Raw genomic sequence first — 25,670 nt, 5'->3', positions numbered from 1 at the left:
TGCGCTCCTATACTGCGATGGTCCGGACGAGTCACTAGTCGACCTCCTCACCGACTCGTCTACCGCCGCAGGCTCGATGCGCCATGAAAAATCATATTTACCAGATCTATTATTCCGACGCGACGCACGCCCAGATCGACCCGGGGTTCCTGCCGCTCGACAACACCGGACAGCGTCCGGACTGGTACGAGTATTGGCCAATGCGGCGTTTCCTGGGCGAAAACGCTCTGGATCCGGAAAGCCGCTACGGCTTCCTGTCACCGAAGTTCTTCGAGAAAACGGGCTTGACGGCCGCAAAGGTCAATGCGTTCCTCGAAACCGTGCCTGATGACGTGGACGTCGTGACGTTTTCGCCGTTTTTCGATCAAGCAGCGTTCTTCCTCAATGTTTTTGAACACGCGGCGGCGTGCCACCCCGGCATCGGCCCTGTGATCCAAAGCGTGATTCAACTCGTCGCACCCGGGCTGAACGTCGGCGAAACCGTGATGAGTTCGGTGCAATCCGTGTTCTGCAATTATCTGGTCGCCAAGCCGGCGTTCTGGCAACAGTGGCTGGAGACATGCGAGCGCATTTTCGCGGTGGCGGAAGCGGGCGACACGGAACTGGGGCAGCAGCTCAATGGCGACGTACGGTACGAGAATCAGCGCGGACCTGCCAAGACTTTCATTATTGAGCGCATGGCTTCGCTGCTTATCAGCACGCAGTCCCATTGGAAGGTGCGCGCCTACAACCCGGTGACCTTGCCCATAGCAAGCAAGGCGCTGGGCAAGTTCGGCGAGGATCTGCTGGTACTCGATGCGCTGAAATACATGGCGAGAGAGACCGGGTCTCCGCAGTATTTCGTTGCCTATCTGAGCAGGCGGCATGTGCTTAATGAGCGGCTTAAGACGATGAGTGTCTGAGGGCTGGCTGCCTGAGCGGCGCCGAAATCAATTCGGCCGGTACACAGGCACTATGCGCGCCGCCGCGGCGGCGGCGCTTCTTCCCGTATCAGACGACCGGTATTGCCTTCTCGACCTCGTCCTGACTCGCTTGCACGAACTGCGGCGCCGGTCCATTCGCGAACAGGAAAAACGGCTCTTTCGCGTTGACGCCGTAACGGTCTGCGTCAACACCTGGCAGCACTGTCTCGTGCGCGTAAAGATCCCCATTCAGACCGGCGACGCGGAACCGGTTCACGATATCCGCTCCGAACAGCCGAACGTGATCGTCCTGACCGAAATAGCGAGTGGCAAATGCCCCAGTCGCGCGCCGGTTCAATTCGAAGGTGTGCTTGAGCAGCGGCGAATAAGGCGTCTGGGCCACAAGGTGCCCATTCGGCGCGAGGCAGCGCTTGAATTCGGCGAGTGCGGCTTCGGGTGCATCCACGTGTTCCAGCACGTGGTTGCATACGATCAGGTCGAAATGGTGGTCCGGGAAATCGAGCGCTTCGACGTTGATCCTCACATGGTGAGGAAGCCGCGGGTGCAGATCGCCCGTCACATATTCGAGTGGCTCCAGCGCGCGAATGCGTGGTTCGATCCGCCCTTCGGGCGCAATGTGAAGAACACGCTTGCCGCTCAGGCCGTCGAGCAGTCCCGCGCGCTTGAGATACAACCACAAGTGCCGGTCGCGATCGTTGCAGTGGCATGCCGGGCAGAGGTGCTTGTCCAGCCGCGAACCCACGCTTTCGACCTGAGCGAGAAATTCCAGGTCGATGCTGTTCGCCTGCGGATGGGCCTGCCATTCGCCAACCTGGCAATCGCACACCGAGCACACATTCGGCGCGCTCCCGGCCTTCCTGCGCGCCGCGACCACAGAGCGCGCATGCGCGATATTGGCCTGAAATTTCGGCGAATCGAACAACTGTTGCGGGGGGATCTCGGTCAGGTCACTCAGGTTGAGAAGCAGGGGCTGGATCTCCGCGAGCTTGAGGTTGCCCAGTGCGTGAAGGTAGAACTGCAAGAGCTTTTGCTTCGCGCCTTCCAGTTGTTCCGGTGTGAACTGCCCCGCCGCCGCCTCGCCGCGAACGAAGATTTCCCATTCATAGAAGCCCGCGCTCGCGAACGGGCTTTGCCCGCTGGAGTTCTGCCCGCTGTGGCGACGGAAGCAACTGTGGTAGCCGCGCACCGCCACAACCGGGCCCGCTTCGGCACTGTTCAGGAACGTCGCGACGTCGGTGAGAAAATCGAGTTCCTCTGAGCGGTACGACATCGCGGTCGCGATGTCCAGCCGGTCCCGCACCAGCATCACGTTGCTCGGCTCGCCAATGAAGTTATTGAGCGGGGCGATCATGTGCTGGACGAGAAAGCGGCGATCGAGCAAGGCCATGTCACCGCTGTTGATGAGCGGTTGCGGTGTGTGCACGATCTGGTCGTGCTGGTCGATCAGCACGCGATCATGGAATGCCAGTGCGGCCTGCGGGTGGGCGCGCAGAGCCTGGACCAGGACCTCGACGGAAGTCGGCATCAGCAGGTCGTCGTCATACAGCCACTTGACGTACCGGCCAGTCGCTCGTTGCCACAGGGTCTGGCAGTTGCGCAGGCCGTTCCCGAACCCGTGGTGGAAATACTGAATACGCCGATCCTCGACTTGTGCGACGACGTCGCGCAACCGGCCGTCAGCCGTGTCGTCGCCGACCAGAATCTCGATGTCCTTGAACGTCTGCGCATGTGCACTGGCCAGCGCTTTCAGCAGGAAGTCGGGGCGAAATGCGGGGATAAGAATGCTGACTTCAGCCATAGGGGGATATTCCCTTATCGAAATGAACCCGCGCGGCTCGACTCAATGCGCGACTCGCGGCGGTTGTGCAAGGCTGGCGATCCCCTGGCGCGCGCAAACCCCACGCGGCAGCGGCCATCTCGACAGAGCTTAACCGCGTCCATGCGCACTCAAATACCCGAACAAGGCGTAATAAACCGGCCAAATTGGCCGCGCGTTCACGCTACCCATGAACGCTATTCGCACGAATTGACCGTACTTCTGGCGCCTGATTGATCGATCAGCCGCGGGAGGCCGATGCCACACTCTGCTGCAGAGTGCCGTCGTCAGGGCCGGCGGCCCGACCAGGCAGACCCCGGCAGACCGTCACGCAGACCTGCGCCCCCTATGGACAAGCTCATCCCCGTCACGCAGCCGTACCTTCCTCCGCTGGAAGAATTTCTCCCATTTCTCGAGCAAATCTGGGGCAGCAAGGTGGTGACCAATGGCGGCCCCTTTCACGCCCAGCTCGAAAGCGCCCTGTGCGAATACCTGGGCATCGAGCACATCTGCCTTTTCTCCAACGGCACGCTCGCCCTGATCACGGCGTTGCAGGCGATGAAGATCAGCGGCGAAGTCATCACTACACCATTTAGCTTCGTGGCGACAACGCACGCGCTGCATTGGAACGGCATTCGCCCCGTCTTCGTCGATATCGACCCGGTGAGCATGAATCTCGACCCGGGCAAGATCGAAGCGGCCATCACGCCGCAAACCACCGCGATATTGCCCGTCCACGTCTACGGCAACCCGTGCGAAGTGGAGGCGATCGAGCGGATTGCCGACACCTACGGATTGCGCGTGCTGTACGACGCCGCCCATGCGTTCGATGTGCGCAAGCACGGCCGATCGATCCTGGAATTCGGCGACATGTCCGTCTTGAGCTTTCACGGCACGAAGATCTTCAATACGTTTGAAGGCGGCGCGATCATATGCCGGGACATCAAGACCAAACGCCGTATCGACAATCTCAAGAACTTCGGCTTCGTTGACGAGGTCACGGTCGTTGCGCCCGGCATCAACGGCAAGATGAACGAGTTGCAGGCCGCGTTCGGCTTGTTGCAGCTTCGCCATATCGGCAAAATCAAGTCCGCGCGCGCGCAAATCGCCGAGCGCTACCGCAGCGCGTTTCGCAATGTCAAAGGGCTGGTGCTGCACGACATCCCCAGCCACAGCACGCCGAACAATTCGTATTTTCCGGTGCGGGTGACGCGCGAGTTCCCGATTACGCGGGACGAACTCTATGACGAATTGCGTCGCAGCAACGTATGGGCAAGACGTTACTTTTACCCCCTGATCAGCGAGTTCCCCACGTACCGTGCGCTGCCGTCGGCGTCGCGGGCAAATCTGCCCGTGGCCACGGAGGTATCGCAGCAGATCCTGTGTCTGCCCATTTATCCCGCGCTCGACGCGCGCACGCAGGACCGGATCGTCAATATCGTGCTGAAAGCGGCTGGGCTGGGGCAGCATGCAAGCTGAACGCAAGCTGGTTATCATGCAGCCGTATTTTCTGCCCTACCTCGGCTATTTTCAGTTGATGGCGAAAGCGGACGCGTTCGTCGCCTACGACGACGTCAACTTCATCAACCGCGGCTGGATCAATCGCAACCGGATCAATGTCAACGGCGACGCGCACCTGTTCACCGTCCCGCTGCGACAGGCCAGCCAAAACCGGCTCATCTGCGACATCGAAATCAGCGAGGACGACGCCTGGCGCAGCCGGCTGCTCAAGTCGATCCGCCAGGCCTATTCGCGGGCGAGCCAGTTTCCCCGCGTCATGCCGCTGCTGGAAAAGATTGTCGAATACCCAGCGCGCAACCTCGCGGAGTACGTGCTCCATAGCCTGACAACGCTGCGCGATCACTGTGCATTGAATACGCATATCGTCGCGACGTCACGTTGCTACGACAACGCTCATCTGAAGGCGCAGGCACGCATTATCGACATCTGCCGCAAAGAACACGCCGATACCTACATCAATTCGATCGGCGGAACCGAGCTTTACGATCGCACGGTGTTCTCGGAACAGGGCATCGCACTGCGGTTCCTGAATCCGGTCCTGACGCCCTATGCGAGCAAAGGCAGCCCCTTTCTGCCCGGACTTTCCATTGTCGATGTCCTGATGCACAACGACCCGGACGCCACCGCCGATCTGCTTCATGCGGGAACGCTGTCATGACTCGACACTATCACGCCATCATTGAGCATTACGAAGCGTGTCTCGCGAGATTCGGCGACACCCACAAAGGCGTAGATTGGCCCAACCCGGCGGACGCGCTGAAGCGCTACCAGGTCATGCTCGACCTCATTCGTCCGGGTGCCCAGCCATGCACGCTGCTCGACTTCGGCTGCGGCGCGTCGCATCTCTTCCAGTACATGCTTGAACAGAACGTTCAGGGCGTGCGATATGCCGGCCTCGACGCGTCGGAGAAGTTCTGCGCACTGTCGAAGCAGAAGTATCCGGACAACGAATACATCTGCGCGGACGTCCTGCAGGCGCCCGAATCGCTGGGCGAGTTTGACTATGTCGTCATGAACGGCGTCTTTACGGAAAAGCGCGAGCTCTCGTTCGATGAAATGTTCGACTACATGCGCTGCATACTGGAGTGCGTGTTCGCCAAGGTACGCTGCGGCATGGCCTTCAACGTGATGTCCAAGCAAGTCGATTGGGAACGCGACGACCTGTTTCACATGCCCATCGGCATGCTGACCGATTTCCTCGCGCGCTCGCTCTCGCGCCATTACATCGTGCGCAACGACTACGGACTCTACGAATACACCGTGTACGTGTACAAGGAGCATAACTGATGGCCAAGGTGCTCATTTTCGGCCTGCATGACTATGCCGAACTCGCTCACTATTATCTCGAACACGATTCGCCTCATGAGGTCGCCGGGTTTTGCGTGAACCGCGCGTATCTGCCAGAAGAGCGACGCTTCAAAGGGCTTGAAGTCGTCGCGTTCGAAGACGTCGCCGAGACCCATCCCGCGTCCGACTACCAGTTCTTCGCGCCGATGTCGCCGAAGCGCATGAATGCGGACCGCGAGCGCGTCTTTCAGGAGATCAAGGGCAAGGGCTACCGGCTCGTCAGTTATGTGAGCTCGAAAGCCACGACCTTCGACAATGAGATCGGCGAAAACTGCTTCATCCTCGAGGACAATACGATCCAGCCGTTCACGACGATCGGCGACAACGTCGTGCTCTGGAGCGGCAATCACGTCGGTCACCACGGCGCGATCCGCGACCACGTGACGATGACCTCGCACGTCGTTATGTCCGGCCATTGCGAGATCGGAGCCTATAGCTTCCTCGGCGTGAACGCGACGCTGCGCGACGGTATCAGGATTGGCGAAGGCAGCTTCATTGCAATGGCCTCGGCGATCATGAAAAGCACCGAGCCGTGGTCCGTGTACAAGGGCAATCCCGCAGAAAAGCTCTCGATGTCGAGCAAGGACCTCAGGTTCTAGGAGCCGCTCCGATGTCCGCCATACGCTGGGAAAAACGCGGTCTGATCTATACGGTCGACGAGCGGCTGCCATGGGCCAGCACGCATGCGCAGATTCCGACCTTCGCCGGCTTGCAGGACGGCGCGCTGACGCTGCTCTTCAGCAGCCGCACACCCCAGAATCGCAGCCTGATCGCGAAGCTCCAGGTGCGCGCCGATGCGCCGGGCAAGATTGTCTCCGTGGCGGCCGACCCCGTTCTGCCGCTCGGCAAACCGGGGACGTTCGACGATTGCGGAATGATGCCCTCCTCGGTGATCGAGCACGACGGCGTGCAGTACCTCTATTACATCGGCTGGAACGTGCGCAACACGGTGCCGTATCACAACTCGGTCGGCCTCGCGATCAGCGACGACGGCGGCGCAAGCTACCGGCGCCTCTACGAAGGCCCGATCATGGACCGCACCGCCCAGGAACCGTACTTCTGCGCGACGACCTGCGTGCGCATCGAAAACGGCATCTGGCGCAACTGGTACCTCTCGTGCACGGGTTGGAAAACGGTTGATGGCAAGGCGGAGCCGCGCTACCACCTCAAGTACGCCGAATCGCGCGATGGCATCCATTGGGAACGCCACGGCACGATCGCGATCGACTACGCAAACGCCGACGAAGGCGCGATCGCACGCGCCTCCGTCTACAAGGACGGCCACACCTACCGCATGTGGTATTGCTACCGCGGCTACGCGGACTACCGCGAGAACCGGGCGAGCAGCTACCGCATCGGCTACGCCGAGTCGTCGGACGGCATCGCCTGGCAGCGCCTCGACGATCGCGCGGGCATCGAAATCGGCGCGGCGGGATGGGACTCGTTCATGCTCGCCTATCCCGAGGCCGTCGAAGCAGGCGGGCGACTCCTCCTCTTTTATAACGGCAACGGCTTCGGAGCCAGCGGCTTCGGCTATGCCGAGGCCGTGCGCGAAGCATAGAGAGAACGGCATGATGAACCTGATCGCCGGAGACTTCGAGAAGCAGGGCTACCTGATTGCTTCGTCGCCCGCATTGCAGGCACAGATGCAGTCGATACGGAGCCGGTTCGAAAGCCGGTTCCTTGCGAAATTCCATGACGACGCGCAGCGCAATCGCAATGTGATCAAACTGCTCGCGGAAGACATCGAGACCAAGCGCTTCTTTTGTTCCGCCCATATCGTGAGCGTGCTAAGCGAGCACCTCAAGATCTCCGAGCCGGTGCAGACCGGCCCTATCGTCACGCATTACACGGCGAGCAACGCGACTGGCAACAACTACGGTCTTCCGTATCATCAGGATTGGCCAAGCATGGGCACATCGACGCGAGGCGTGATCGCCTGGACCTCGATCACAGACATCGGCGTGAGCGGCCCCGGCCTGCGCATCGTTCCCGGCAGCCATCTGCGCGGACTCTGGCTCGGCACGCAAACCGACGGCGGGTACGTGCTCGAGCAGCAGGAGATCGACGGCTACGTGGACGTGGAGATCGAAGCCGGTCAAATCCTGTTCATGTCGCCGTTCCTCGTTCACAAGACCCGAACCTCCTTGACGCACGACTGGAAGCTGTCACTGTCGTGCCGTTTCGACGATTTCGGCTGCGAAGAGTGGGACCGCCGCAATTTCGTCAGCGCGTACAGAACGGCAGTGGACCGGCAAGCTTACTTGTCGAACCCTGCGCAAGCCACAACCTGAAAGAGACCGAGCCCCTACCATGACCAGCCAGCCAGCAGACGCGCATCTCGAGGCGCTAGCCACCGACGGGTACACCATCATCGAGCAAGGCATGCCGCCCGATGCCGTCGCGTCCCTTCTGCAAGCGATGCGCGAGCGCAGTGCGAAGCTCGCCGAAGTCGAGCTTGCCGATCAGCCGTTCCTCAACCGCGGCCACGATGTTCTCTACAACCTTCAGCGCGAGGACGTGACGTACGCGCGCATCTTCACGGGCAACCCGCTCGTGATGACGCTCCTGCGCGGCCTTCTGAACGATACCTGGTACAAGCAGATTCCGCAGGACCAGCCGAATTTCATCTTGCGCTCGTTGATTGGGCGCAGCAGCGGCGAACGCGCGATGCCGCTGCACATCGATTCGTTCGTGCCGAGCAGCGGCAAGCTCTGCATCGCCTGTCAGGTCGCCATCGTGCTCGAAGACCAGACACCCGAGCGCGGCTGCACGGTACTCGTGCCGGGCTCACACCGTTCGGACAACTACGCGGACCAGTCCGCGATGGCCGACGCGATACCGATCAGGGCGAAAGCCGGTGACATCGTGATCTGGGACAGCCGCATCTGGCACGGCGCGCTCGGCAATACGACCGGCAAGAGCCGGTGGTCGCTGATCGCCACGTTCGTGCGCTGGTGGATGAAGCAGAACTACGACATGACCGGTACGCTGCCGCAGCACATCTATGAAGCGCTGACCGACGACGAAAAGGCGGTGTTCGGCTACTGCTCGCTGCCCCCGCGCGACGAGTACGACCGTACCGATATGAAAGCCGGGCACGATTTCTTGAAACCGACGGTGGCGGCGTATGGTGGGGGGCGGGTGGGGTATCAGGAGGCGTAGTGGTGATGAGGGGACGGGAGGCTCGGATCATTGCTGGAATTGAAGACCTCTGCTCTCGTCGATCACCGACAAGTCTTGAGAACGAGACGCCCCTTTTCCTTGAACTCGCTGCCGGCCTTTACCGGCTTCGCAATGAGTACCGCGAGGCGCGTTTCCAGCGACGACTCGATGCGCTCGATCGGGCTAGCATCGGCCACGTTCGAAAACGCAAAGGGCCACCCGACGCTCCCCATCGTCATTTCCTTCACGCCGAACGCGACGGAAAAGGTTGCCGCTGCGTTGGACCAGCTCGCTATCGGATGCCGCGTCACGAAGCGCGAGCGTGTCCTGATGTTCCTGTCGGTCATCGGCTATCTAGAGAGCGTCCGCGAATTGCCGAGCGGCTCGTTGCGCACGCACGTCGAACGGATTACCGCTGGCGGCGTGCAGAAGGATCGCGCGGAGATAGTCGTCGAGTATGAGGATTTTTGCGAACGGGCGGCGAAGGATTTGCCGTATGACGTGTCGCTTGAAGTGCTTGCGTTCCACAAGTACAGCGGTCTATCTGCCGAAGCAATGAGCGCAGTTGTCGCAGCGGCGTGACGGAGAATGAAAATGACGCGAGAGGAGTTTGACGCGCTCTGGGGCAGCGGCCAGTTCGATCAAATCTGGAGCCACGACCGAGCGATTGTCGCGCTGGAACAGACGGCGGCTTTCCCGAACGGGAACAAGCTCACGCGCGCTGCTGCGCGGCGAGAGTTGCAGGCCGTACTTACTTCGCCGTGCAAAGTACACTAGATCACGCGCGGACGCCTCGACCACACTTTGTCGCCCGAACCCTTAGCCGGCTGCCAGTAATTTCGTGTACGCATTCTCAGACTTTCTACACGCAAGTAGACCTAAAGCGACACCCCGGCGGACCTCAGGACCACCGGGGAATTAGGGTTACAGGGTCATCTTCTTTGTCGCGGCGCGACTATTTACCGTGCCCGGACAAGGAACATGAAGCAGTCCGCCGTCTTCGGGTAGACAAGTTTGCCGGTACGCCAGTGCTTGAAGCACTTGCAGCAAACCCAGCGATAACCCGGAGGGGCGGGGCGGTTGGTGGTTTCCATAATAGGAACTCCATACCAGCGGCTCCACTTGACACCGGCAACCCACCACCCAATAATGGGCTTCCACAATGGGGATTGTTCCCAGCCTCCCTTACCGACGGATCCATTGTCACAGGGAGATGAAGAGCCTTACGCAGCTGCAACTGCGTAAGGCTTTTTATTTGCGGAGTCCTATTCGTCATCTGGATCGTCCGCAAGCTGCATATCGATATACGCCTTCAACCGCTCTTTATCGGCCTCGTAGAAGGGAATTGGCAATTCCAGCCACGCCATGCGCTCCTTCGGCAGACGTACCGGCACACGAATTACGTCCGGGTTATGCGCCGCAACCGGAGCAGCAGGGTGGACTACGTGCGCCGCCTGCGGTGCCGCTTGCAGCGGTTGCAGTGCTTCGGGCGGTTGTCCTGTGGGCTGCTCCGGGGTAGTCGGTTGCGAGAGCGGATCGTCCTCTGACTGAAATGCGGCATGTTCGTAGAAGCGGGCGAACTCTACGGAGCGCCGGAACACGCTCACATACGCGTCGGCGCCTCCAGGAATGAATCCCAAGCTGATCAGGTCGAAGCGAATATTCGCATCGGACGGCAGACGACCATCGTATTTTTCGAGCAAGGTCGAAAAGATGGAGGGAGTACGCAGCCACCCGATAATCAGTGCCTGTTTCTGTGTTTCCTCCGGGCTGAACTTGTAATTCTCGTAGTCCTTGCTCACGGCCAGAAAACCCTCTTTCGGGCGCTCAAGCAGGCCGTAGTAGCGCAGCGACGCGATCGTTTGTGCGGCGGAACCGTTCGTTGCACTTTTGTACCCGAGCGCCTGCGCCACAATCTCGGTAGGCGTCGCATGACGGCCTTCTACCGAGTACACCTTCTCCACGCGTTCTAGCGCATCCGGCAGAGCCAATGTCGGGGCTCGCGGACTCTTCTTGCGCACGTCACTCATGGGATTTCTCCTCATACAATGCGCGCAGTGTACACTCAATTTTCTCCGCTCGCCACACTCATACGCCACATAAAGTATTTATTTACGGCACATACCCCGCACCTCAAGACGATTATTTGCGAAAAATACGTCAGCAAGGCGGGGCCGAGAGGCGTCAAACGCAGGCGATAGGCTTCAGAAGCCATCGCATTGGGACATTCGCTTTGTTCATGCAGATTGGCAAACAGATAGTTCAGACGTAAAGGTCGACGTACCTGTGTCGGTTCAGTTGCGCCCTGCCAAGAGATAAATACCAGCGTTTTTTCGGATGACTGGCAGGGATGCGAGGCTCGGCATAGTCTGCGGCAGGACGAACTTACGAGTCTAAATCGTGGCTGGCCGGCGATTGCAGCGGTGACGGAGGGGCCGTCCTCGCTAAAGTAGAACTGCCTACCGGAGTCCGGCAGAGTAAAATAACGGCACCCGAGCAATCCTGCTCAGGGCAATCAAGCAGAAATCGTCAGACTCGTATAGGACGCGCGGCGTGTGCTGAGGATCGGAACAGGTTGGCGGTTATTGCCACAACCTATTGATTCCAAAGAATATCTTGGCGCGCCCGGCTGGGATCGAACCAGCAACCCCTGCCTTCGGAGTTACGTAACTGATCCGTGCGCCACATTCTACGGTGCTTTGCGAGCCGTCCCTAATTTAAATCAGACGGTGCGCGTCCCTTCCGCGTCCTTCGGAGAGGTTGTACCAGGCCGGTCGGCTCTGGACCGGAGAGGATACGCCACTTTATGGGACGTGTTCCGGCGTGGCGAAAACGGCGCAGGGCGGCTCGCCGCTAGTAGAGTCAGGCGGAAGGGTGCGAAGGGTCGCCGCGACCAGCGAGAACAGCTTAGAATCGAAGACTGGAAGGCCGGAAATGAAGAAGCCCCGAACGGCTGCAACCGAACGGGGCTGAGGTGACTACTCAGATGGGTCTAGATCAGTTCGCGGGCCTTCCTCCCCTCTTCGCGCGCTCCATCGCATCGACTATGGCGGCTCGCGTCAGGTCCGCAGCTACGCGCTCTCCGTCGTGTCGCGGATCGCGGGCGATGACCTTGCGGTCGTGGATCATGTCGATCACCATGCCCAGCCGTGCGTCCACGGCGTTCCAAAGCACGAAGTAGCGCACACGGTCCCCTTCGGTCGAGCGATACGTGTCGTCATAGCCCAGCACAGCGTCGCGCAGGTGTTCGTAGTTTTCGCTCATGCCGACCTCAAGTAGCGGTTGTTTTGCGTCACGCGCACGTGCTTCTCGTCCGCGCGTTCGATGAGGTAGTCAGCTTTGTCGCCTGTGATCCATTGCGGCTGGTGGCCGCGACCGGACCACGTGCGCCCGGTCTCTGGGTCGCGGTAGAGCGCCGGGAGCGTCCGCTTTGGCAACGCCGGGGAGAATGTCCTTGCGGCTTTCGGCTGACGCTTCGAGGGAAGGGATTGCACGCGGACGGTGCCGACTTCCAGCCCGGTAAGGTCAAACTCCTTCACCAGCGCGGCGCACGTCCTGATCGCCGCGTCGCGCTCGATGGCGTACTGCTCCTTGATCCTCTCAGCGATGCGCTCCGACTCCGCGAGAAGTTCGCGGTAACTTAGGTTGCTCAGTTCCATCTTTCTGCTCCTTTCTCTGTCTTTCTATGATGACTACTTATGGTCGCCGCGAAACGAAGCCGCGCGGCGGTCGGCTTGCTGCCTACTGACGTTGCACCGGGTTGCTCCAGTACGCGCGCTGTCGGGCTTGCTCCGATTGAGTTAAATGGTTGCTGCGCTAAATACGAACGTCTTGCCGTTGAACTCCGCTTCCACGGTATCGCCATGCTTCACTGCCATGCGGATGCGCTTGAGCACGGACGGGCCGGACTCGATCTTGAGGTCACGCACCGCCGCGTCGATGCCCGCGTACAGAGCCGCGCGGCTGCGTTGGCCCTTGATGCGAACGGAGAGCGCGACGCGCGGCTTTGTGGCGGACGCGGCTTCGATCTTGGTGACTTCCTTCGCTGCGGTCTTCTTGGTCATTTATGGCTCCTTTCTCTGGCTGGCGGTTCGGTATTCAGCAAACGCTTAACTACGAAACCGAAGTTTACGCCAACGGCATATTTTGGATACAAAATTCTTGCGTTTTGGACATTAACGTGCTAAGGATTGCGTAACCATCTGATTTATATGAATAATTGGTAAACGAGCGGTGTCCGCGCTGCCGCCCGGATGGACACATATAAAGTCCGTCGAGCGGATCGCGGCTGGGTTACTGCCCGCTCGAAGCGGTCCGGGTGTGTACGGGAGATGGGAAGGCGAGCCGCAGGACGCGGACGGGACGGGAGAGGAAGGAGAAGGACCGGACGGCCCTCGCGGAGCCGTCCTAGCACGGGTTAGCGCGGCTTTCGTCTGCCGATCCGTGCGCCCTTGAGCGCTCCGGTTCCCGGACGCCCCCTGACCTTCATCGGCTGCGGTTCAGGCTTGACCTTCATCGGACGGGCGACGTGCTGCGGCAAATAGATTTCGCCGTCTTCCTGCTCCCATTCCAGAAGCTGTTTCACCGTCTCGTGGTACATCATCCGCCGCGTGACGTGCCGCGCACCATGCGAGTCGCGGAACGCGGTGATAGCGCCGACGCGAAGGGCGATGTGTTGAAGCGCGTCGTGTCGCATTTCGGGAGGCGCGTCCGGGTTCTGCGCGATTTCCCCGTACATCTTGATCAGCAGGTCGTCAATTTCGTAGCGCATCTTGATCAGCAGGTCGGGACTGTCAATGCCTCTCATTACTTCTTCTCCAATCAAACACGTAAAAGATTGCCGCCGTGATTCGCGCGGCGAAGTACGCTGCTGCAAGTGCGAGCACAACGCCGCGCCTGATCGTCATGCAGCGATGTGTTCCGCTTCGCGCGCCGCCATGTCTTCCAGCACGACCAGCGAATCGTCGTAATCGAGCATCTTTGCGGCGCGCTTCCTGAACTCCGGGTAGTCCGCGATGATCGAAGAGCGGCTGGCAAGTCTTCCAGCGCGCGTCATGTAGCTGATGTGACCGTTAAGGTCCGAAGAGTCGGGCGGCAGATAGCAGCCAGCAGCGATCATGAAGTCCAGAACGCTGACCAGCCCGAGCAATCGCGTTTCCGATTTGACGAGACCGGCGCACGCGAACTGTGCCGGTGTGCAGCGCACGCCTCTTGCCGTCTTGGTGAACGAGAGAACGAAGGCGTTGGCTGTGAAGCCGTCGTTTCGGCAAAACACGCCTTGAAACGCCACGATGTCGCGGTCGCTATTCCGTGTGGCTGACGGGATGATGAAGAACTCGTTGTGATCGAGTTCCACCCTGTTTGCACCGTCAGTAGCGACGAGCCGGAACATTTGCGCCTTGAACAGCTTCGACGCGATAGCTCTGTGGATTGACATATTGGTTACCCTGATGAATATCGACAGCCGCGCCCACCTGATGCGGGCGCGGCGTCATCCGCTCCGAAGAGGCTGATGACTCTGGTGCGTTACTTACTGTCCTTCGACACGTCGCCAATAAACGCGTAAACGTCATCGGGCACTTCGTCCGGCAGGCCGAGCGCGACTCGTGCGGGGTTGTATGCGCCGAGCGCTGCGGCCTGATCCGCTGCCGTGGAGAATCGGGCGTGGCGAATCTGCCGGATTTGCGCGGCGTCCTGGCCGGTGATGGCGTTCGGGTCGCCTTCGGTCGGCGTGTTGGCCGTGTCGGTGTGATCGAGGTCTTCGGGATCGTCGTTCGAATTCGCGAGTTGCGTGCGCAGGATCGACGCAGCGTCACGGCCCAGACGCTTGATCGCAGCGTCGATGGCTTTGTTGAGCTTGGGGTTGTTGGCGAGCGCGGCGAGTTCCGTATTGCCGGTCTTCTCCGCGACGTCACGCGCGGCTTTGATGGTTGCGATTCCAGCGTGCAGAACGGCAGCACGTTGGGCGAGTCCCTTCACAGAAGGGGTGACAGCATCGAGTGCCGCGCGACGCTTCTGGCCCTTCACGATGCGCGGGTTGTTCGGGATTTTGGTGTTGCGAACGATGGTCGTCATGATGTGATTACTCCTTGGTGAGCATCTGGCCGTTGTTGGCCGATTGCTGTTGATCTGCCGGTGCGGTACGCGGCGTGTGGTCAACTCCGCCGCCACCGAATTGCGATGCCTTCTGGCCGCCCGCATACGAGTGGACGAGTGTTTCGAGCGCTGCATGCGCTGCGATCTTTGCCTGCGCTTCTGCGGCTGCGCGATTTTCCTGATTGGCCATGATCTCTGCCGATTGCGCGTCCGCTGCCGATTGCGCTGCTGCCTGCGCGTCCGCTGCCGATTGCGCGTCCGCTGCGGTTTGCGCCTGCACCTGCGCGTCCGCCGCTGCTTGCGCTGCGGCTGCGGTTTGCTCTGCTTGATCTGCCATGATTTCTCCTTTTGAGTAGGACTACGAAGAGTCTTGAGTAAATGATTAGCGCGATCTGGCCTTTGCCTTCGACTCCTTGTGCGCCTGATACTGCGCATCGGCTTCGTCCAGCTTCGCGGCCATGCTCACGTCGAACAAGTTGATCGCATCTTCGCCGCTGTAGAACTCTTCCAAGTCCCTCAGCGTTGCTTGCTTCGAGTTGATGATGCTTGCGAGGATCGGATCAATGCCGCGTGCCTGTCGTGGTTCACGTTCGCTACGCAGGTAGCTGGGAACCTTGATCGGCTTCCAGTCGCGCAAAAATCCGACGTTCACCTCACTCCACGCGGCAAGCACCGATTCGAGTACAACGTGTGCCGGGACGAACCCGGTGCGCTCGCGGATATACTCGTTCGAACGTTGTTTAGAGTCTAATGCGACCCAATGTTCGTGTTCGTCCAACACTTCGATCAGCGGCAAGACGGCCATCGGATCGAGCGGGCCGGTGCGATTCACTTCGGCAAAAGCCGCAACTGCACCGGCCTGAAGCGTGCGAAACTTCATGCCGAACACTTCGAACTCTTTGAGCTTTCTCGACATGGGCGTGCTCCTTAACCCTTTACGCTATCGACTTGCTCGTTGAGAGCTTGCTGAACGCTTTCGTGGAGAATCTGCGTGACGCGGCGCTTGAACTGAGCTTGATCGGGAATGCCACCTGTGACGTTGATCGAGATGTTCGACGCGTCGATGTTCACGGTCTGACCCGAAGTGAGTTCCTGACCGCCAGCACGAGCGCGGCCAAGAATCTGTGCGCTGTAATTCTCCAGCGACCGCTCGCTGATCGCGGCCTGCTGAAATTCGGTCATCGCAGATTTCCGCTGGAACGCATTCAGACCGGGCGCATATGCAGCTTGATATGCCTTGTACACGCTGGCCTTCTCAGACGTGAGCGCACGCTGATAGCCCAAGTCCACATCGCCGCGCGAGAACTGGCCTTGGAGGATGCCCGCACCCGTTACACCGCTGACATGCAGCCCTGCGGCAATAGCATCCGCCGCGCTGAGGACGCGCTGCCGGTCGAGACTATTGCCGCCTGCGAGATTGAACGACTTACCGGGCGTCGCAACCCAATGGCCCGTACCGATTGCGCTGCCACCAAAGGCCGCCAGCACCTTCGACACATAGTTCGGATCGGAATTGCCGTTGTATCCGCGCAGACCGGCTTCAAGATTGCCCTTGTTGATGCCAATCTGCTCCTTCAAGATGCCCGCACCGACCATGATGTTTGCTGCCGGGTCCATGACGTTCGAGCCGTTGCCGAGCTTCTTCCAGTTGCCGCGCGTGACTTGCATCAAGCCGCCAGCGCCGGTCTCGCTGTATTGGCCGTTCACACCGTGCGATTCGGTCTGCATCACTGCATAGATCAGTTGCGGGTCAAGGCCGGTCTTATCCGCTGCGGCCTTAATATGCTGCGCATACTGGCTCGATTGCCACGTGCCGGAGCCGCCCGGAACGAACGTGGAACCGCCACCGTTGCTCGCGCCGTTAACGCTCGAAGGCGAACCACCCGCGCCCGATGCCGCGCCAGCTTCGCCCGCGAGAAGCGCATTCATCTCCTGCTCGCCAATCGTGTGCGTGAACGAATTCACGCTGGCGGCAAAGAGCGAAGCCGCGCGCATGTACATCGTGCCCGCGTCGAAAATTTGATGCTGCTGGGTCGCGTCGCTCTTTGCCTTCGCGACGAGCTTCTGGCGCTTCTGGTCGGCATCCGCCAGCGCCTTCTTCGTATCCTGAGCGACAGAGTTGTTGTCATCGAACATGCCCGCGCCATCAGCCATCATGGCGCTGTCGCCCATCTTCTTTAGCCACGCGAGCCAGCCACCGTTCTTCGACGGGCTCAGTGCGCTGCCGACCGCTTCGGGCAGAGCCTTGAAGAAGTTGATGAGATCGGCGGACGCGTCAACGGAGAACTCTTTGATGGCGCTCTTGCCCTTGTTGAACGTCTCGTTCAGCGTCTTCAGATTCTCGTTGTACTGTGCGATGTTGGCTATGTCCTCATCACTCATCTGCACTTTGCCGGCATCGCTGCCAGCGCGGCGCAGTTCATCCACCATGCGCGGATCGAGACCGCCATACGACATGCCGAGTGCTTCCGCCTGCTCGCGGCTCATACCTTGGAAGTTCGCGCCGATGGAACTCATGTTGTCTTGAACGGAGCCGAACGGATTGCCGCCCATCATGCGCAGCTTGTACGCGTCCGCGCCGGTCGGGTCGATGCGCGCGGAGCGAACCATGCCCGCGATGTTGCCCAGGCTCTGATCGACCGTCGCGCGATCTACGTTGCCGCTTGCGGTAAGGGAGCGCCGGACACCTTCAAGGCTCGTCAGATCGATGCCAGTACCATAGGCGAGCTTGAGATTGGCGTTGTACTCCTGCACCTGATCTGCGGCGAACTTCACCGCGAGGCCGATAGCGGTCATCGCGCCAGCAACCGGGCCAGCCGCGCCAAGGAACTTGCCGAACGCGCCTGTGGCCGTGTCGAGCGTCTTACTGACGCCTTGGAAATGCGAGACCATCTCCTTCACGCCCGCCACGGATTTTTCGTGACCCTTCGAAGTCTTCTCCATCGACTCTTGCAGCTTTTGGAGGCGACTGATCGAATCCTTTAGGTCAACTTGGTACATCAAAGTGAAGCGGTCAAGGTCTTCGGCCATTTTTCTTACTCCCCTTTCTTCGCGTTCGCTGCGGCCAATTCGAGCATCGGGCCGTACAGCCGCACGACTTCCGACACGAAGCCCGCGCCAAGGTCTGCGCCGATGGCCTCATATTCCGGCTTCTTCTCGCGCAGGAACAAATCGAACGTGATGCCGTTGTGCGCGAGCGCGGCGTCATACAGGCTCAACGCGACGCGCCAATCGCTGCACAGCGCGTTTATCGCGGTCTCGCTGTTGAGCGGCTTCCCGTCGAGCGTGACGTGCGAGAGCACCTGGACGAGTAGAGCGCGCTTGAACGCATAATCTTTCGAGTCATACGCGTCGATGAACTTGTACTTGATTTCGTACCCGTCCAGAGCGTTGAACGCGCCCAGAACAGCTTCGCGCCCGTCTTCGAGAGTGACCGTGTTGAGGATGGACGTTTCCATTATTTCGAATCCTTGATGGTTTTGACGTTGGCTGTCGCGCGGTCCATCGCTTCGGTCGGGCGAAGACAGCCCTTGAAGATGTACTTGGCGCAGGCGGGGCCGCGATTGTGGAAGGTGGCGCCGGACGCGATCATGGCGGCGCGCAACGCTCGCGGCGAGATGGCCTGATCGAAGCCGATGGCCTTTGCCGCGTCGCGGATGGCACGGCCCGTCACCACTAGCTCGCCGGTATCCCGCGCGTGCGTCATGTTTGCGGAAGCGCGAGCGATGATGGCGGGCATACGCTGGATGAGTTCGTCACTCACGTCTTACTCTCCTTTGTCGTAGTGCGGGGTTTCGTCAGACTGATACTTGATTTCCTTCTCGCGCTTTTCGAGGATGCCGCCAAGGATCACGAAATCGGTCGGCTGGCGATGCTGGCCTTGATCGTGGATGCGGTCGGAAACTTTCATGCTGATGGCGCGGGCAGCGTCTGCCGCGTGATGGGTCAGTTCTGCCACGCGCGCATTCAATTCCGCGTCGCGCTTCTCGCCAAGCGCCACGACAATCTCCGCGACTTCGCGCTGGAACGCGTTCGTGGATTCGTATACGCGGGCCGCAGCGTCGAGCGCTTCGGGCGTGGCGATCAGGTGCTTTCCGAAGACTGCCGCGAAGGATTCGAACGCGCCGTAACCGATGGCCCGGAGCGAAGCGTGAACGTGCCGCTCGTGCGGCGTGAACAGTGCGCGCGCCACGTTGCGCGATGCGAAGTCTTCCGGCAGAAGCGTGTTGTTGTACGCGTTCGTGGTGATCTTGATACGGTCGATAATACTGTTCATAGTGATATGGATACCGAATCGATTGGTGGATAGAACGTTGTTACGAGTTCGTATCGTCCGCCATCCCGGTGTCCAACCGACACGCATCGAACGCTGTAACGAGTTCGGTTAGGTGTACGCCTTCGTGTCGGGGTACGCTCGCGGCATCACACGTATTGGAGTCCTATCAATGCTAGGCCAGCGCGTATTACAGGTTCAGCTTACGATGAGCAACGGCAATGTGGTAACGCTGGACGAGACCTTGGACCTGCGCGTACAGACGCAATCCGTAGCACTCGGCATTCAGGCGCACGCTTCGATTCAGGTTTACAACCTGTCGGAGCAGCTTCGTCTGCAAATCCTCTCGCGCATCAACGAGTACCAAAACCACCTGACGCAATCGAGCGGCAGCGGCAAGCCGTTCGTCCCGGTCACGATCATGGCGGGATATAGCTCAGCAGCACCCTCATCGCAACCCGCCAGCAACAACAGCACGCAGATTTTCACCGGCGAAGCGTACTCATCGCGCCTTCTCAGCGGCCCGCCGAATATCGGAATTCAGATCATGGCCGCGACGCGTCAGGTGGACAAGACGGCAATTCCCGCCGCCCTTCCCGCCGCGCAGATGACGTTCCTTGCCGCAGCGCAGTACGCCGCAGCGCAGGCGGGACTCCAGCTTCAATGCACCGCTTCGTGCAACTCCGTCACCATCACGAACCCGTTCATCACGGCCACGAACGTCGGGCAATTGCCGAAGATGCTGATGTATCTCGCCCCGGCGAACAACCCTGTGGACGTTTTCATCGACAGCGGCACGCTCTACGTGCGCGACCGCAATGCGATTGCTGACGGCTCCACGCCGCTGGCCGTCAACGAGTTCATCGGAATGCCGAACTGGAACGAGTTCGGGTGCGACTTCACCACGCTCTTTCGCACCGACATTCGTATGCACACGGCGGTCGCGATCCAATCCTTGCTCAACCCGTCGCTCAACGGCAATTACGTCCCGTACCGCATCGAGAACGACCTGACGAGCCGTGGTGAGCCGTTCTACACGCACGTGGGCGCGGCGCTGCCTGCTAACGCTTCTGTTCAGTGAGGTACAGCGAAAATGGCTTATGTATCCCGCGTCTATGTAGGCGGCAAACTTGTGTCTTCAGGAAAGGTATCTGGCGCGTTCGATAAGCCGCGCATGAACGGAGCGGAATGCGACCGCGCGCATTACAGCATTCGAGAGCTACAACGACCAGCCGCAGCAGAAAAGGCGCTGTCGGGCGATCACCCGGACGCGCTGCTTGATGACGATGAGGCGTAGTGGCGCTGGCTGGCGTCCGTGTTGTTAGCGCAAAAGAGTGACCTACTCCAGCACTTTATTAAATGGTGCCAGATTGCGACGCGAGCATTGCTGATCTAGTATTAGCGCTGCTCCGAGAGCACCGGCACACCCCGCCGTCTGTCCTACAGAAACCAGTCTAGTTCGCCCGGATCGCGCAACGCGGTCCAAATGGCTCGTGGCGAACAACTCACCTATTGACTTTAATCGCCGCGCTGCACGGCTCGCGTTCGTGCGCGCTCGATATTCACAATTCGGAGCAAGACCATGAACGTAGCCGAGTTCGCAATTATTCAGGCGCTGAACGCAGCAAACCTTCCGATCATCAACTTGAAAACTGATGAGCCGTGCGAGAGTCTGGACGGCAAGCCGCTTGCATTCACGATGTATCACGCGGCGGAAGACGGAAGCGTCCAGATTGTGTGCCGTGGCGCTGAATTCTATTCAAGGATCATCGGTGCCGTTTCGTCCGCGATGGAGTCGCTTCACTCGTGCGGCTTGGCCGCGCCCAGTGTGCGGTTTGAGATGGTCGCTGCGTAATTCGGGAAGCGTCCGCACAGCCCAATGGCGGCTCGTGGCTTCGTGCTGCGGGCCTTTGTTCGCTCGCGGTGTCTCGACAGTGGCGTAAGTGAACACGTTGGGCGCGGAGATAATCGGATCAACTTCTTACTTCGAGGCAAGGAGATTCCGATGAAAGGCGAAGCAAAACTTACCTTCGTCACCTCGTCCGAATTGCGGGCGCAGGTGATCGCCGCTGCGGCTGAGAAGGGAATCACCCCCAGCGAGTTCGTGCGCTTGGCGACGATGCACGTCCTCAAGGAGAAGCCCGAACTGGCCGCCCGGAGCGGTATGCGCAAACAGGGCGGATTTCCGCAGGCTGCATAAAAGAAAGCCGCTGAGGCGTGGGCCTGAGCGGCTTTGAAGATTTCGAGTCCAATCACTTACAACGATTCGGTTACCAGCCGGATCAAATGACAGGAGTCCTTAACGATGAGTATCGCTGAAAATAATGACCGTGGCAACAGCCACGAAGAAAATTCCCTTTCGGATCAAGGCACGTCAGCGAACATCGGCAAGGTGTATGACGGATTCGATGAAGCTATGGAAGGCGCACTTGAACAAGCCGATAAAGAATTGGAGCAAAGTCGGGCACGCCTGATTGCGAACGAAGCGGCGAACGAAGCTGCTGTTGCAGAGCTTCGCAAGGAGCCGGATATTGTGAAGCGGGCCAAGAAGCTGTTCGAGTCGCAGCAGATTGCCTTCAAGGACGTCAAGAAGGTTCGGCAAGGTGATTCATTCATCACGCAGCCGCTGATGACGGACGAGAACAAACTGGTCGTGCTGAATGCGCTGTTCGATGGCGAGCGTGCAAAGCCGCACCGCGATCACTTCCGTGGGCGCATTGTGGATCACAATGGCAAGGTGATTGACGAGTTCTATCCGGTAACGCGCTGGGTCGAAGCGTTTAGCGCTGGCGGGCTGAAGGGTGTAACGCTGGAATCTGCGCGAAAGGTCATCAAGGAATATGCGCTGCCCGACGAGCGCAACGACCTGATCGACAAAGTGAGGGATCGCATCCCGAAGTGGGACGAGACGCGACGCATGGAGACGAAGCTGATTGAGTTGTTCGGTGAGGTTGCTTCTGAATTTCACCGCAAATGCTCGCAGTACTTCTGGCTGTCGCTGTATGCGCGTGTGATGTATCCGGGTTCGCTCGCGCCGATGATGCTGTCGATATTCGGGCCGCAAGGGTGCGGTAAGTCGCGCTTCACGCAGACCCTTTGCAAGATCATCATGTGCGACCCGGAAGCCGACACGACACCGCTTAACATGGCCGGCGAACCGCTTCACTTCCTGCGCGCGATCACCGGACAGTCGATCATCGCAAACGCTGGCGAAATGACCGGCTTTACGCGCGGCGACCTTAACAAGATCAAAGACTTCATTACGCGCCAGTCGGACAGCCTTAACTTCAAGTATGAGGGTGAGCTGCAACAACCGCGCCAGTGGATCACCGTGATGGACGGGAACAAGTTGGACGGTGTGTTTCGCGACGATACCGGCGAGCGGCGCATCATCCTGTGGGTATGCGGTCGGCAGGAGGATGAGCAGGGCAAGATCGCCTACGACCCTGATTTCAAAGTGGCCCAGAACCATTGGGACTCTTTGGAAAACGAAGTGTGGCAGATCATGGCAGAGTGCCAACGCTGGTTCGCGGACAACGGCGAGAAAAAGTATGAAGCGTTCGTGTCGGAAGTTGTCCAGCAAGTAAATGCCGCAAACGAGAAAGTGAAGGCGAAGGGCAACGGCGGCATCTCCGACCCGGTTGTTGAGACCTTTTTCACGAATGCGTTCGCCGCGACACCGATGGTTTGGCGTGAAACTGGCGTGGCGTGCAGCATTCCCGGCACCGAGAAAAAGACTCAGTTTTATGACGTGCCGCAAGGGGTCATCGTGTACGCTGACACGTTCATCCAGACGATGGACCGTGTTGTCGGGAAGCAAAAGGTGACTTCGGAGCGAACGAAGGCTGCGCTGTTTGCTTTCGCGGAGTTGAACGGCGGCATCATCGGCAAGTTCTCCGGGAAAAGAGCGGGCGTGCTGTTCTGCGTCGGCAAGGATACGACTTCAGTTAAGAAACGTGGTGGCCGCGCCGAAGCCGTCGATCAGTTGATCGCTGACGATGGCTCGAATAGCCTGTTCACTGGCGATGAGGCGATTGCCAAGCTGAAGAAGAAGTTCACCGACGATGATGGGTCGAAAGCCGCTGCGGATCAGGCCGATGCGAGGCATGAGCCGTTTTGAGTCCGCACGTTGCTGTTAATGGGTGTGAGTTGTTCGAGGGTCGCAGGCTTCGGTTCGTGGCCCTTTTTGCTTTGTTCGTCGCTGGATTGGCGACGCCTATGTTCATTCTGGTGCCATTCCAGTTCCGTAGTTCCAGTTCCGGGGCAGTCTAGTTCCAGGCCGGAACTGCCTGCAAACGCAAGCGGGGCTTGGGTTCCGTGGTTTTCAGTTCCAGAGTTCCAGTCGAATCACAGTTTCCCTAACTACCCGGCCAACACACTTGCACCCTAACTCTTCTTTATCTATTGGAACTATTGGAACTATTGGAACTAGAGAACCGAAACCCCTTGCAGCATAAGACTTCGACACCAGTTCCAATTTGCCTGCGGCTGGAACTATCGGGAACCGAACTGGAACCGGCCTGCGGCAAGCATCAGCACTCCGTGCGCTTCTGTCCTGCGGCCAGCAGCTAGGGCACTCAGGCCGTGCGGCCTTCACCACAAGCGCCAATCAGCACGCGGCCATACCCGGCGACCGAACAGGGACGGCGCGCCAGCCCACGCCGAATCGCGCACCCTGCCCGAATAAGGCTGTCGCGCACACGCCCGATATGAGGTGACGAAGCGCCGGGACGCGAGCGGGACGGGCGGCGATATTCCGGCGTCGATCCGCCCGCCCGAAAGACCGCAGAACACGCAGCGCCCAGCGAAAACCGTGTCCTACGCGCCTGCATCGACCCGGCCCACACAACCCTACCCGAACGACCCGCGAACGGCTCCTGCAAGGCCAGCTAGACCACGACACTAGCGCCCGTCAAACTCGCGTAACACCTAGTACATTGGATCAATAGACATGGTCGCGGACATCGACACATTCAGCAACGAGTTCATCGCGCACTTTCACAAGGAAGCGCTGCTGCGTTACGTCAAACTTCGCGCCGATGGTCACACCAGCATCGCGGCGTTGACGGGTGCTTTCGGTCACGAGTACGCCATGACCATGAACCCGTTCGCTTACATCAACCTCATCGAAACGTCGGACGCGTACAAGCGCACTCTGGTCGCGGCAGTCGCAGACAAGAAAGACAACCCCATCTGGGACGCGCAGCGAGCAGCCCGCGTTCTCTTCTCCATCGCCACGGACGAATCTGCGAAGCGCGCGGAACGCATCGCGGCAGCGAAGGAACTCAACGTGCTGTTCGGCATCACGATCATTGACGACAAGGGCAACACTCGCATCGGCCACTCGTTCGCGGACTTCCAACGCCTCATCGCGAAGCCTTCGGAATCGAAGCCTCACTAAGCCATGATCGGCACAGAAGAGTATCAAAGCCATCTAGCGGAGCATGGGCGGCGCGTCGCAAACCGCGTCGCCTACTCGTCTATGTCGAAGGACGAGCGCGGATCAACCGATCTGTCCATGTTCTACGCGTGCTATGGCAACGAGCGCGACCTGCCCGAAGACGAACGATCACGCGAAAGTAACCCGGCTAATGACTTTGATCCGTGCGGATGGTTCGCGTTCTACGCCTCCAATCCGTGGGTCATTGCCGCTAGGAGGGTGATGAAGGACAACAACCTGACAGATTGGTGGAACGCGTCGGATGCACCGACACGCCGGTGGATGCTGTCGCTTGCCCACAAGACGGACGACGAACTACGCACGGTCGCGGAAGAACTTGAGCAGCGCGGCGAGCAGGAATGGGCGAACTTCGTTTACTCGCTCACGGAATCCGACCTTGTGGCGCTTTACCTTCTCCGCAATCGTGATCGACGCTGGCCCGATCCGAACCCGCCAGCGCACCTTGGCCAAGTAGCGAAAGAGCAAGTGACCCGCATCCGCAAAATGAAGTAAGAGGCGAACCATGGCAACCTTGAAGAGCAGACTAGCGAAGTCCAAGGACACCGAACAAGCAGACGAGAAGCCCGCAGCCGGGTTCTTCGACGGTTTCGAGTCATCGGGCAGCGGCACAACGGGAATCGACCAGCGCAAGTGGCGCGAAGATGAAGGCACCATCAACTACGATCCGTCGCTGGAACTCCAACAGACCATCGAGCGCGCCGATGTGATCGGACGGGCGCAAGCCGCGCGGCAGGCAGACGTTGCATGCGTTGCTGGCAACCCTGTACAGCCGACCAGCCGCGAGCGCATCGAACATGCCATGCGGCCACGATCCGGCGTGCGCGATGACGGTCTGTATGAGCTATCGACCCATCGCGCTGCTCGCGGCGAAGGCCGGACGAGCGCGGCAAATCGCGCTGCCAAACGTGAGCGACAGGAAGCCCGCGCGTGGTCGATGTTCGCGTGGATCGTGTCGCTTGACGCAGGGCGTACATAACGCATCCGTACAATATCGACACTGTTCACGCTTTCTCGACGGTTGGCGTGTTCGGTGCGTGGGAGTGAGTTGAGGGGAAATCGCCCGGTGTT

General features: G+C 59.6%; 31 protein-coding genes. 17 read left to right on the top strand and 14 right to left on the bottom strand.

Features of this window, described 5'->3' with window-relative positions:
- Positions 1-83 precede the first annotated feature (83 nt).
- A complete protein-coding gene (locus tag WJ542_RS04150) occupies positions 84-902 on the top strand; it encodes a hypothetical protein (protein ID WP_411188107.1) in 819 nt (272 codons plus the stop codon).
- 88 nt (positions 903-990) lie between these two features.
- Here WJ542_RS04150 and WJ542_RS04145 read toward each other — a convergent pair whose 3' ends face one another.
- Positions 991-2,721, bottom strand: a complete 1,731-nt coding sequence (locus WJ542_RS04145) for a methyltransferase domain-containing protein (protein WP_411188105.1) — start codon at positions 2,719-2,721, stop codon at positions 991-993.
- 366 nt (positions 2,722-3,087) lie between these two features.
- Between WJ542_RS04145 and WJ542_RS04140 the strand changes: the two genes are divergently transcribed.
- The 8 genes from WJ542_RS04140 (at position 3,088) to WJ542_RS04105 (ending at position 9,354) form a co-directional block, all read left to right on the top strand.
- Entirely contained in the window at positions 3,088-4,218 is a 1,131-nt protein-coding gene (locus WJ542_RS04140; RefSeq protein WP_411188103.1) for a DegT/DnrJ/EryC1/StrS family aminotransferase, read from the top strand.
- Positions 4,208-4,918: a WbqC family protein gene (locus WJ542_RS04135; RefSeq protein WP_411188101.1), complete on the top strand. Its 711-nt coding sequence runs from the start codon at positions 4,208-4,210 to the stop codon at positions 4,916-4,918. Before WJ542_RS04140 ends, WJ542_RS04135 begins: the two co-directional genes overlap by 11 nt.
- Positions 4,915-5,547, top strand: a complete 633-nt coding sequence (locus tag WJ542_RS04130; RefSeq protein ID WP_411188099.1) for a class I SAM-dependent methyltransferase — start codon at positions 4,915-4,917, stop codon at positions 5,545-5,547. Before WJ542_RS04135 ends, WJ542_RS04130 begins: the two co-directional genes overlap by 4 nt.
- On the top strand, positions 5,547-6,206 hold the full coding sequence (locus WJ542_RS04125; RefSeq protein ID WP_411188097.1) for an acetyltransferase: 660 nt from the start codon (positions 5,547-5,549) through the stop codon (positions 6,204-6,206). The genes WJ542_RS04130 and WJ542_RS04125 overlap by 1 nt, the downstream gene beginning before the upstream one ends.
- An 11-nt stretch (positions 6,207-6,217) precedes the next feature.
- Positions 6,218-7,168 (top strand): glycoside hydrolase family protein, encoded by a 951-nt coding sequence (locus tag WJ542_RS04120; protein ID WP_411188095.1) that lies wholly within the window; start codon positions 6,218-6,220, stop codon positions 7,166-7,168.
- A 10-nt stretch (positions 7,169-7,178) separates the two neighbouring features.
- Positions 7,179-7,901 (top strand): phytanoyl-CoA dioxygenase family protein, encoded by a 723-nt coding sequence (locus tag WJ542_RS04115; protein ID WP_411188093.1) that lies wholly within the window; start codon positions 7,179-7,181, stop codon positions 7,899-7,901.
- Positions 7,902-7,920: 19 nt separating this feature from the next.
- Positions 7,921-8,772, top strand: a complete 852-nt coding sequence (locus tag WJ542_RS04110) for a phytanoyl-CoA dioxygenase family protein (protein WP_411188091.1) — start codon at positions 7,921-7,923, stop codon at positions 8,770-8,772.
- Positions 8,773-8,871: 99 nt separating this feature from the next.
- Complete coding sequence (locus WJ542_RS04105) at positions 8,872-9,354, top strand: hypothetical protein (protein WP_411188089.1); 483 nt, start codon at positions 8,872-8,874, stop codon at positions 9,352-9,354.
- A gap of 683 nt (positions 9,355-10,037) precedes the next feature.
- On the opposite strand, the gene WJ542_RS04100 is transcribed toward WJ542_RS04105, so the two are convergent.
- From WJ542_RS04100 to WJ542_RS04040, 13 genes are all read right to left on the bottom strand, one after another.
- On the bottom strand, positions 10,038-10,802 hold the full coding sequence (locus tag WJ542_RS04100; protein WP_411188087.1) for a hypothetical protein: 765 nt from the start codon (positions 10,800-10,802) through the stop codon (positions 10,038-10,040).
- Between the two features lie 967 nt (positions 10,803-11,769).
- Positions 11,770-12,036, bottom strand: coding sequence for a hypothetical protein (locus WJ542_RS04095; protein WP_411188085.1), 267 nt, complete (start codon positions 12,034-12,036; stop codon positions 11,770-11,772).
- The gene (locus WJ542_RS04090) at positions 12,033-12,431 is read right to left on the bottom strand and encodes an H-NS histone family protein (RefSeq protein WP_411188083.1); all 399 of its coding nucleotides are present in this window, start codon (positions 12,429-12,431) and stop codon (positions 12,033-12,035) included. Before WJ542_RS04090 ends, WJ542_RS04095 begins: the two co-directional genes overlap by 4 nt.
- A gap of 141 nt (positions 12,432-12,572) precedes the next feature.
- Positions 12,573-12,836: a hypothetical protein gene (locus tag WJ542_RS04085; RefSeq protein WP_411188081.1), complete on the bottom strand. Its 264-nt coding sequence runs from the start codon at positions 12,834-12,836 to the stop codon at positions 12,573-12,575.
- 353 nt (positions 12,837-13,189) lie between these two features.
- Positions 13,190-13,648, bottom strand: coding sequence for a VOC family protein (locus tag WJ542_RS04080; protein WP_411188079.1), 459 nt, complete (start codon positions 13,646-13,648; stop codon positions 13,190-13,192).
- Between the two features lie 27 nt (positions 13,649-13,675).
- The gene (locus tag WJ542_RS04075; RefSeq protein WP_411188077.1) at positions 13,676-14,128 is read right to left on the bottom strand and encodes a hypothetical protein; all 453 of its coding nucleotides are present in this window, start codon (positions 14,126-14,128) and stop codon (positions 13,676-13,678) included.
- Positions 14,129-14,298: 170 nt separating this feature from the next.
- Positions 14,299-14,847, bottom strand: coding sequence for a hypothetical protein (locus WJ542_RS04070; protein WP_411188075.1), 549 nt, complete (start codon positions 14,845-14,847; stop codon positions 14,299-14,301).
- 7 nt (positions 14,848-14,854) lie between these two features.
- Positions 14,855-15,148 carry a hypothetical protein gene (locus WJ542_RS04065; protein ID WP_411188073.1) on the bottom strand — a complete coding sequence of 98 codons (294 nt, stop codon included), beginning with the start codon at positions 15,146-15,148 and terminating at the stop codon, positions 14,855-14,857.
- A gap of 102 nt (positions 15,149-15,250) precedes the next feature.
- On the bottom strand, positions 15,251-15,784 hold the full coding sequence (locus WJ542_RS04060) for a hypothetical protein (protein WP_411188071.1): 534 nt from the start codon (positions 15,782-15,784) through the stop codon (positions 15,251-15,253).
- Positions 15,785-15,795: 11 nt separating this feature from the next.
- Positions 15,796-17,898: a transglycosylase SLT domain-containing protein gene (locus WJ542_RS04055; protein WP_411188069.1), complete on the bottom strand. Its 2,103-nt coding sequence runs from the start codon at positions 17,896-17,898 to the stop codon at positions 15,796-15,798.
- Positions 17,899-17,903: 5 nt separating this feature from the next.
- A complete protein-coding gene (locus WJ542_RS04050; protein ID WP_411188067.1) occupies positions 17,904-18,326 on the bottom strand; it encodes a hypothetical protein in 423 nt (140 codons plus the stop codon).
- Complete coding sequence (locus WJ542_RS04045; RefSeq protein WP_411188065.1) at positions 18,326-18,607, bottom strand: hypothetical protein; 282 nt, start codon at positions 18,605-18,607, stop codon at positions 18,326-18,328. Before WJ542_RS04045 ends, WJ542_RS04050 begins: the two co-directional genes overlap by 1 nt.
- Positions 18,608-18,634: 27 nt before the next feature.
- Positions 18,635-19,231: a hypothetical protein gene (locus tag WJ542_RS04040; protein WP_411188063.1), complete on the bottom strand. Its 597-nt coding sequence runs from the start codon at positions 19,229-19,231 to the stop codon at positions 18,635-18,637.
- A gap of 25 nt (positions 19,232-19,256) precedes the next feature.
- On the opposite strand from WJ542_RS04040, the gene WJ542_RS04035 reads away from it, so the two are divergent.
- The 8 genes from WJ542_RS04035 (at position 19,257) to WJ542_RS04000 (ending at position 25,578) form a co-directional block, all read left to right on the top strand.
- Complete coding sequence (locus WJ542_RS04035) at positions 19,257-20,222, top strand: baseplate hub protein (RefSeq protein WP_411188061.1); 966 nt, start codon at positions 19,257-19,259, stop codon at positions 20,220-20,222.
- A 12-nt stretch (positions 20,223-20,234) separates the two neighbouring features.
- Complete coding sequence (locus tag WJ542_RS04030) at positions 20,235-20,438, top strand: hypothetical protein (protein ID WP_411188059.1); 204 nt, start codon at positions 20,235-20,237, stop codon at positions 20,436-20,438.
- 285 nt (positions 20,439-20,723) lie between these two features.
- Positions 20,724-20,996, top strand: coding sequence for a hypothetical protein (locus WJ542_RS04025; RefSeq protein WP_411188057.1), 273 nt, complete (start codon positions 20,724-20,726; stop codon positions 20,994-20,996).
- Between the two features lie 150 nt (positions 20,997-21,146).
- Positions 21,147-21,341 (top strand): hypothetical protein, encoded by a 195-nt coding sequence (locus tag WJ542_RS04020; protein WP_411188055.1) that lies wholly within the window; start codon positions 21,147-21,149, stop codon positions 21,339-21,341.
- 105 nt (positions 21,342-21,446) lie between these two features.
- A complete protein-coding gene (locus WJ542_RS04015; RefSeq protein ID WP_411188053.1) occupies positions 21,447-23,261 on the top strand; it encodes a VapE domain-containing protein in 1,815 nt (604 codons plus the stop codon).
- Positions 23,262-24,092: 831 nt separating this feature from the next.
- Positions 24,093-24,542, top strand: coding sequence for a hypothetical protein (locus WJ542_RS04010; protein ID WP_411188051.1), 450 nt, complete (start codon positions 24,093-24,095; stop codon positions 24,540-24,542).
- Between the two features lie 3 nt (positions 24,543-24,545).
- Positions 24,546-25,094: a hypothetical protein gene (locus WJ542_RS04005; protein ID WP_411188049.1), complete on the top strand. Its 549-nt coding sequence runs from the start codon at positions 24,546-24,548 to the stop codon at positions 25,092-25,094.
- A gap of 10 nt (positions 25,095-25,104) precedes the next feature.
- Entirely contained in the window at positions 25,105-25,578 is a 474-nt protein-coding gene (locus tag WJ542_RS04000) for a hypothetical protein (protein ID WP_411188047.1), read from the top strand.
- The last annotated feature ends 92 nt before the right edge of the window (positions 25,579-25,670 follow it).

This window comes from Paraburkholderia yinzeri, from assembly GCF_046581065.1.
Lineage (GTDB): Bacteria > Pseudomonadota > Gammaproteobacteria > Burkholderiales > Burkholderiaceae > Paraburkholderia.
The sequence above is the reverse complement of the archived record's forward strand: the minus strand, read 5'-3'. Positions and strand labels throughout refer to the sequence as shown.

Bases quoted from the DNA above. Each gene is read 5' to 3' on its own strand.
- WJ542_RS04045 (WP_411188065.1), bottom strand. From the start codon at position 18,607: ATGCCCGCCATCATCGCTCGCGCTTCCGCAAACATGACGCACGCGCGG.
- WJ542_RS04100 (WP_411188087.1), bottom strand. From the start codon at position 10,802: ATGAGTGACGTGCGCAAGAAGAGTCCGCGAGCCCCGACATTGGCTCTG.
- WJ542_RS04055 (WP_411188069.1), bottom strand. From the start codon at position 17,898: ATGGCCGAAGACCTTGACCGCTTCACTTTGATGTACCAAGTTGACCTA.
- WJ542_RS04000 (WP_411188047.1), top strand. From the start codon at position 25,105: ATGGCAACCTTGAAGAGCAGACTAGCGAAGTCCAAGGACACCGAACAA.
- WJ542_RS04060 (WP_411188071.1), bottom strand. From the start codon at position 15,784: ATGTCGAGAAAGCTCAAAGAGTTCGAAGTGTTCGGCATGAAGTTTCGC.
- WJ542_RS04120 (WP_411188095.1), top strand. From the start codon at position 6,218: ATGTCCGCCATACGCTGGGAAAAACGCGGTCTGATCTATACGGTCGAC.
- WJ542_RS04130 (WP_411188099.1), top strand. From the start codon at position 4,915: ATGACTCGACACTATCACGCCATCATTGAGCATTACGAAGCGTGTCTC.
- WJ542_RS04005 (WP_411188049.1), top strand. From the start codon at position 24,546: ATGATCGGCACAGAAGAGTATCAAAGCCATCTAGCGGAGCATGGGCGG.
- WJ542_RS04085 (WP_411188081.1), bottom strand. From the start codon at position 12,836: ATGACCAAGAAGACCGCAGCGAAGGAAGTCACCAAGATCGAAGCCGCG.
- WJ542_RS04125 (WP_411188097.1), top strand. From the start codon at position 5,547: ATGGCCAAGGTGCTCATTTTCGGCCTGCATGACTATGCCGAACTCGCT.
- WJ542_RS04010 (WP_411188051.1), top strand. From the start codon at position 24,093: ATGGTCGCGGACATCGACACATTCAGCAACGAGTTCATCGCGCACTTT.
- WJ542_RS04115 (WP_411188093.1), top strand. From the start codon at position 7,179: ATGATGAACCTGATCGCCGGAGACTTCGAGAAGCAGGGCTACCTGATT.
- WJ542_RS04025 (WP_411188057.1), top strand. From the start codon at position 20,724: ATGAACGTAGCCGAGTTCGCAATTATTCAGGCGCTGAACGCAGCAAAC.
- WJ542_RS04140 (WP_411188103.1), top strand. From the start codon at position 3,088: ATGGACAAGCTCATCCCCGTCACGCAGCCGTACCTTCCTCCGCTGGAA.
- WJ542_RS04040 (WP_411188063.1), bottom strand. From the start codon at position 19,231: ATGCGTGTCGGTTGGACACCGGGATGGCGGACGATACGAACTCGTAAC.
- WJ542_RS04070 (WP_411188075.1), bottom strand. From the start codon at position 14,847: ATGACGACCATCGTTCGCAACACCAAAATCCCGAACAACCCGCGCATC.
- WJ542_RS04020 (WP_411188055.1), top strand. From the start codon at position 21,147: ATGAAAGGCGAAGCAAAACTTACCTTCGTCACCTCGTCCGAATTGCGG.
- WJ542_RS04145 (WP_411188105.1), bottom strand. From the start codon at position 2,721: ATGGCTGAAGTCAGCATTCTTATCCCCGCATTTCGCCCCGACTTCCTG.
- WJ542_RS04110 (WP_411188091.1), top strand. From the start codon at position 7,921: ATGACCAGCCAGCCAGCAGACGCGCATCTCGAGGCGCTAGCCACCGAC.
- WJ542_RS04015 (WP_411188053.1), top strand. From the start codon at position 21,447: ATGAGTATCGCTGAAAATAATGACCGTGGCAACAGCCACGAAGAAAAT.
- WJ542_RS04030 (WP_411188059.1), top strand. From the start codon at position 20,235: ATGGCTTATGTATCCCGCGTCTATGTAGGCGGCAAACTTGTGTCTTCA.
- WJ542_RS04135 (WP_411188101.1), top strand. From the start codon at position 4,208: ATGCAAGCTGAACGCAAGCTGGTTATCATGCAGCCGTATTTTCTGCCC.
- WJ542_RS04095 (WP_411188085.1), bottom strand. From the start codon at position 12,036: ATGAGCGAAAACTACGAACACCTGCGCGACGCTGTGCTGGGCTATGAC.
- WJ542_RS04090 (WP_411188083.1), bottom strand. From the start codon at position 12,431: ATGGAACTGAGCAACCTAAGTTACCGCGAACTTCTCGCGGAGTCGGAG.
- WJ542_RS04150 (WP_411188107.1), top strand. From the start codon at position 84: ATGAAAAATCATATTTACCAGATCTATTATTCCGACGCGACGCACGCC.
- WJ542_RS04050 (WP_411188067.1), bottom strand. From the start codon at position 18,326: ATGGAAACGTCCATCCTCAACACGGTCACTCTCGAAGACGGGCGCGAA.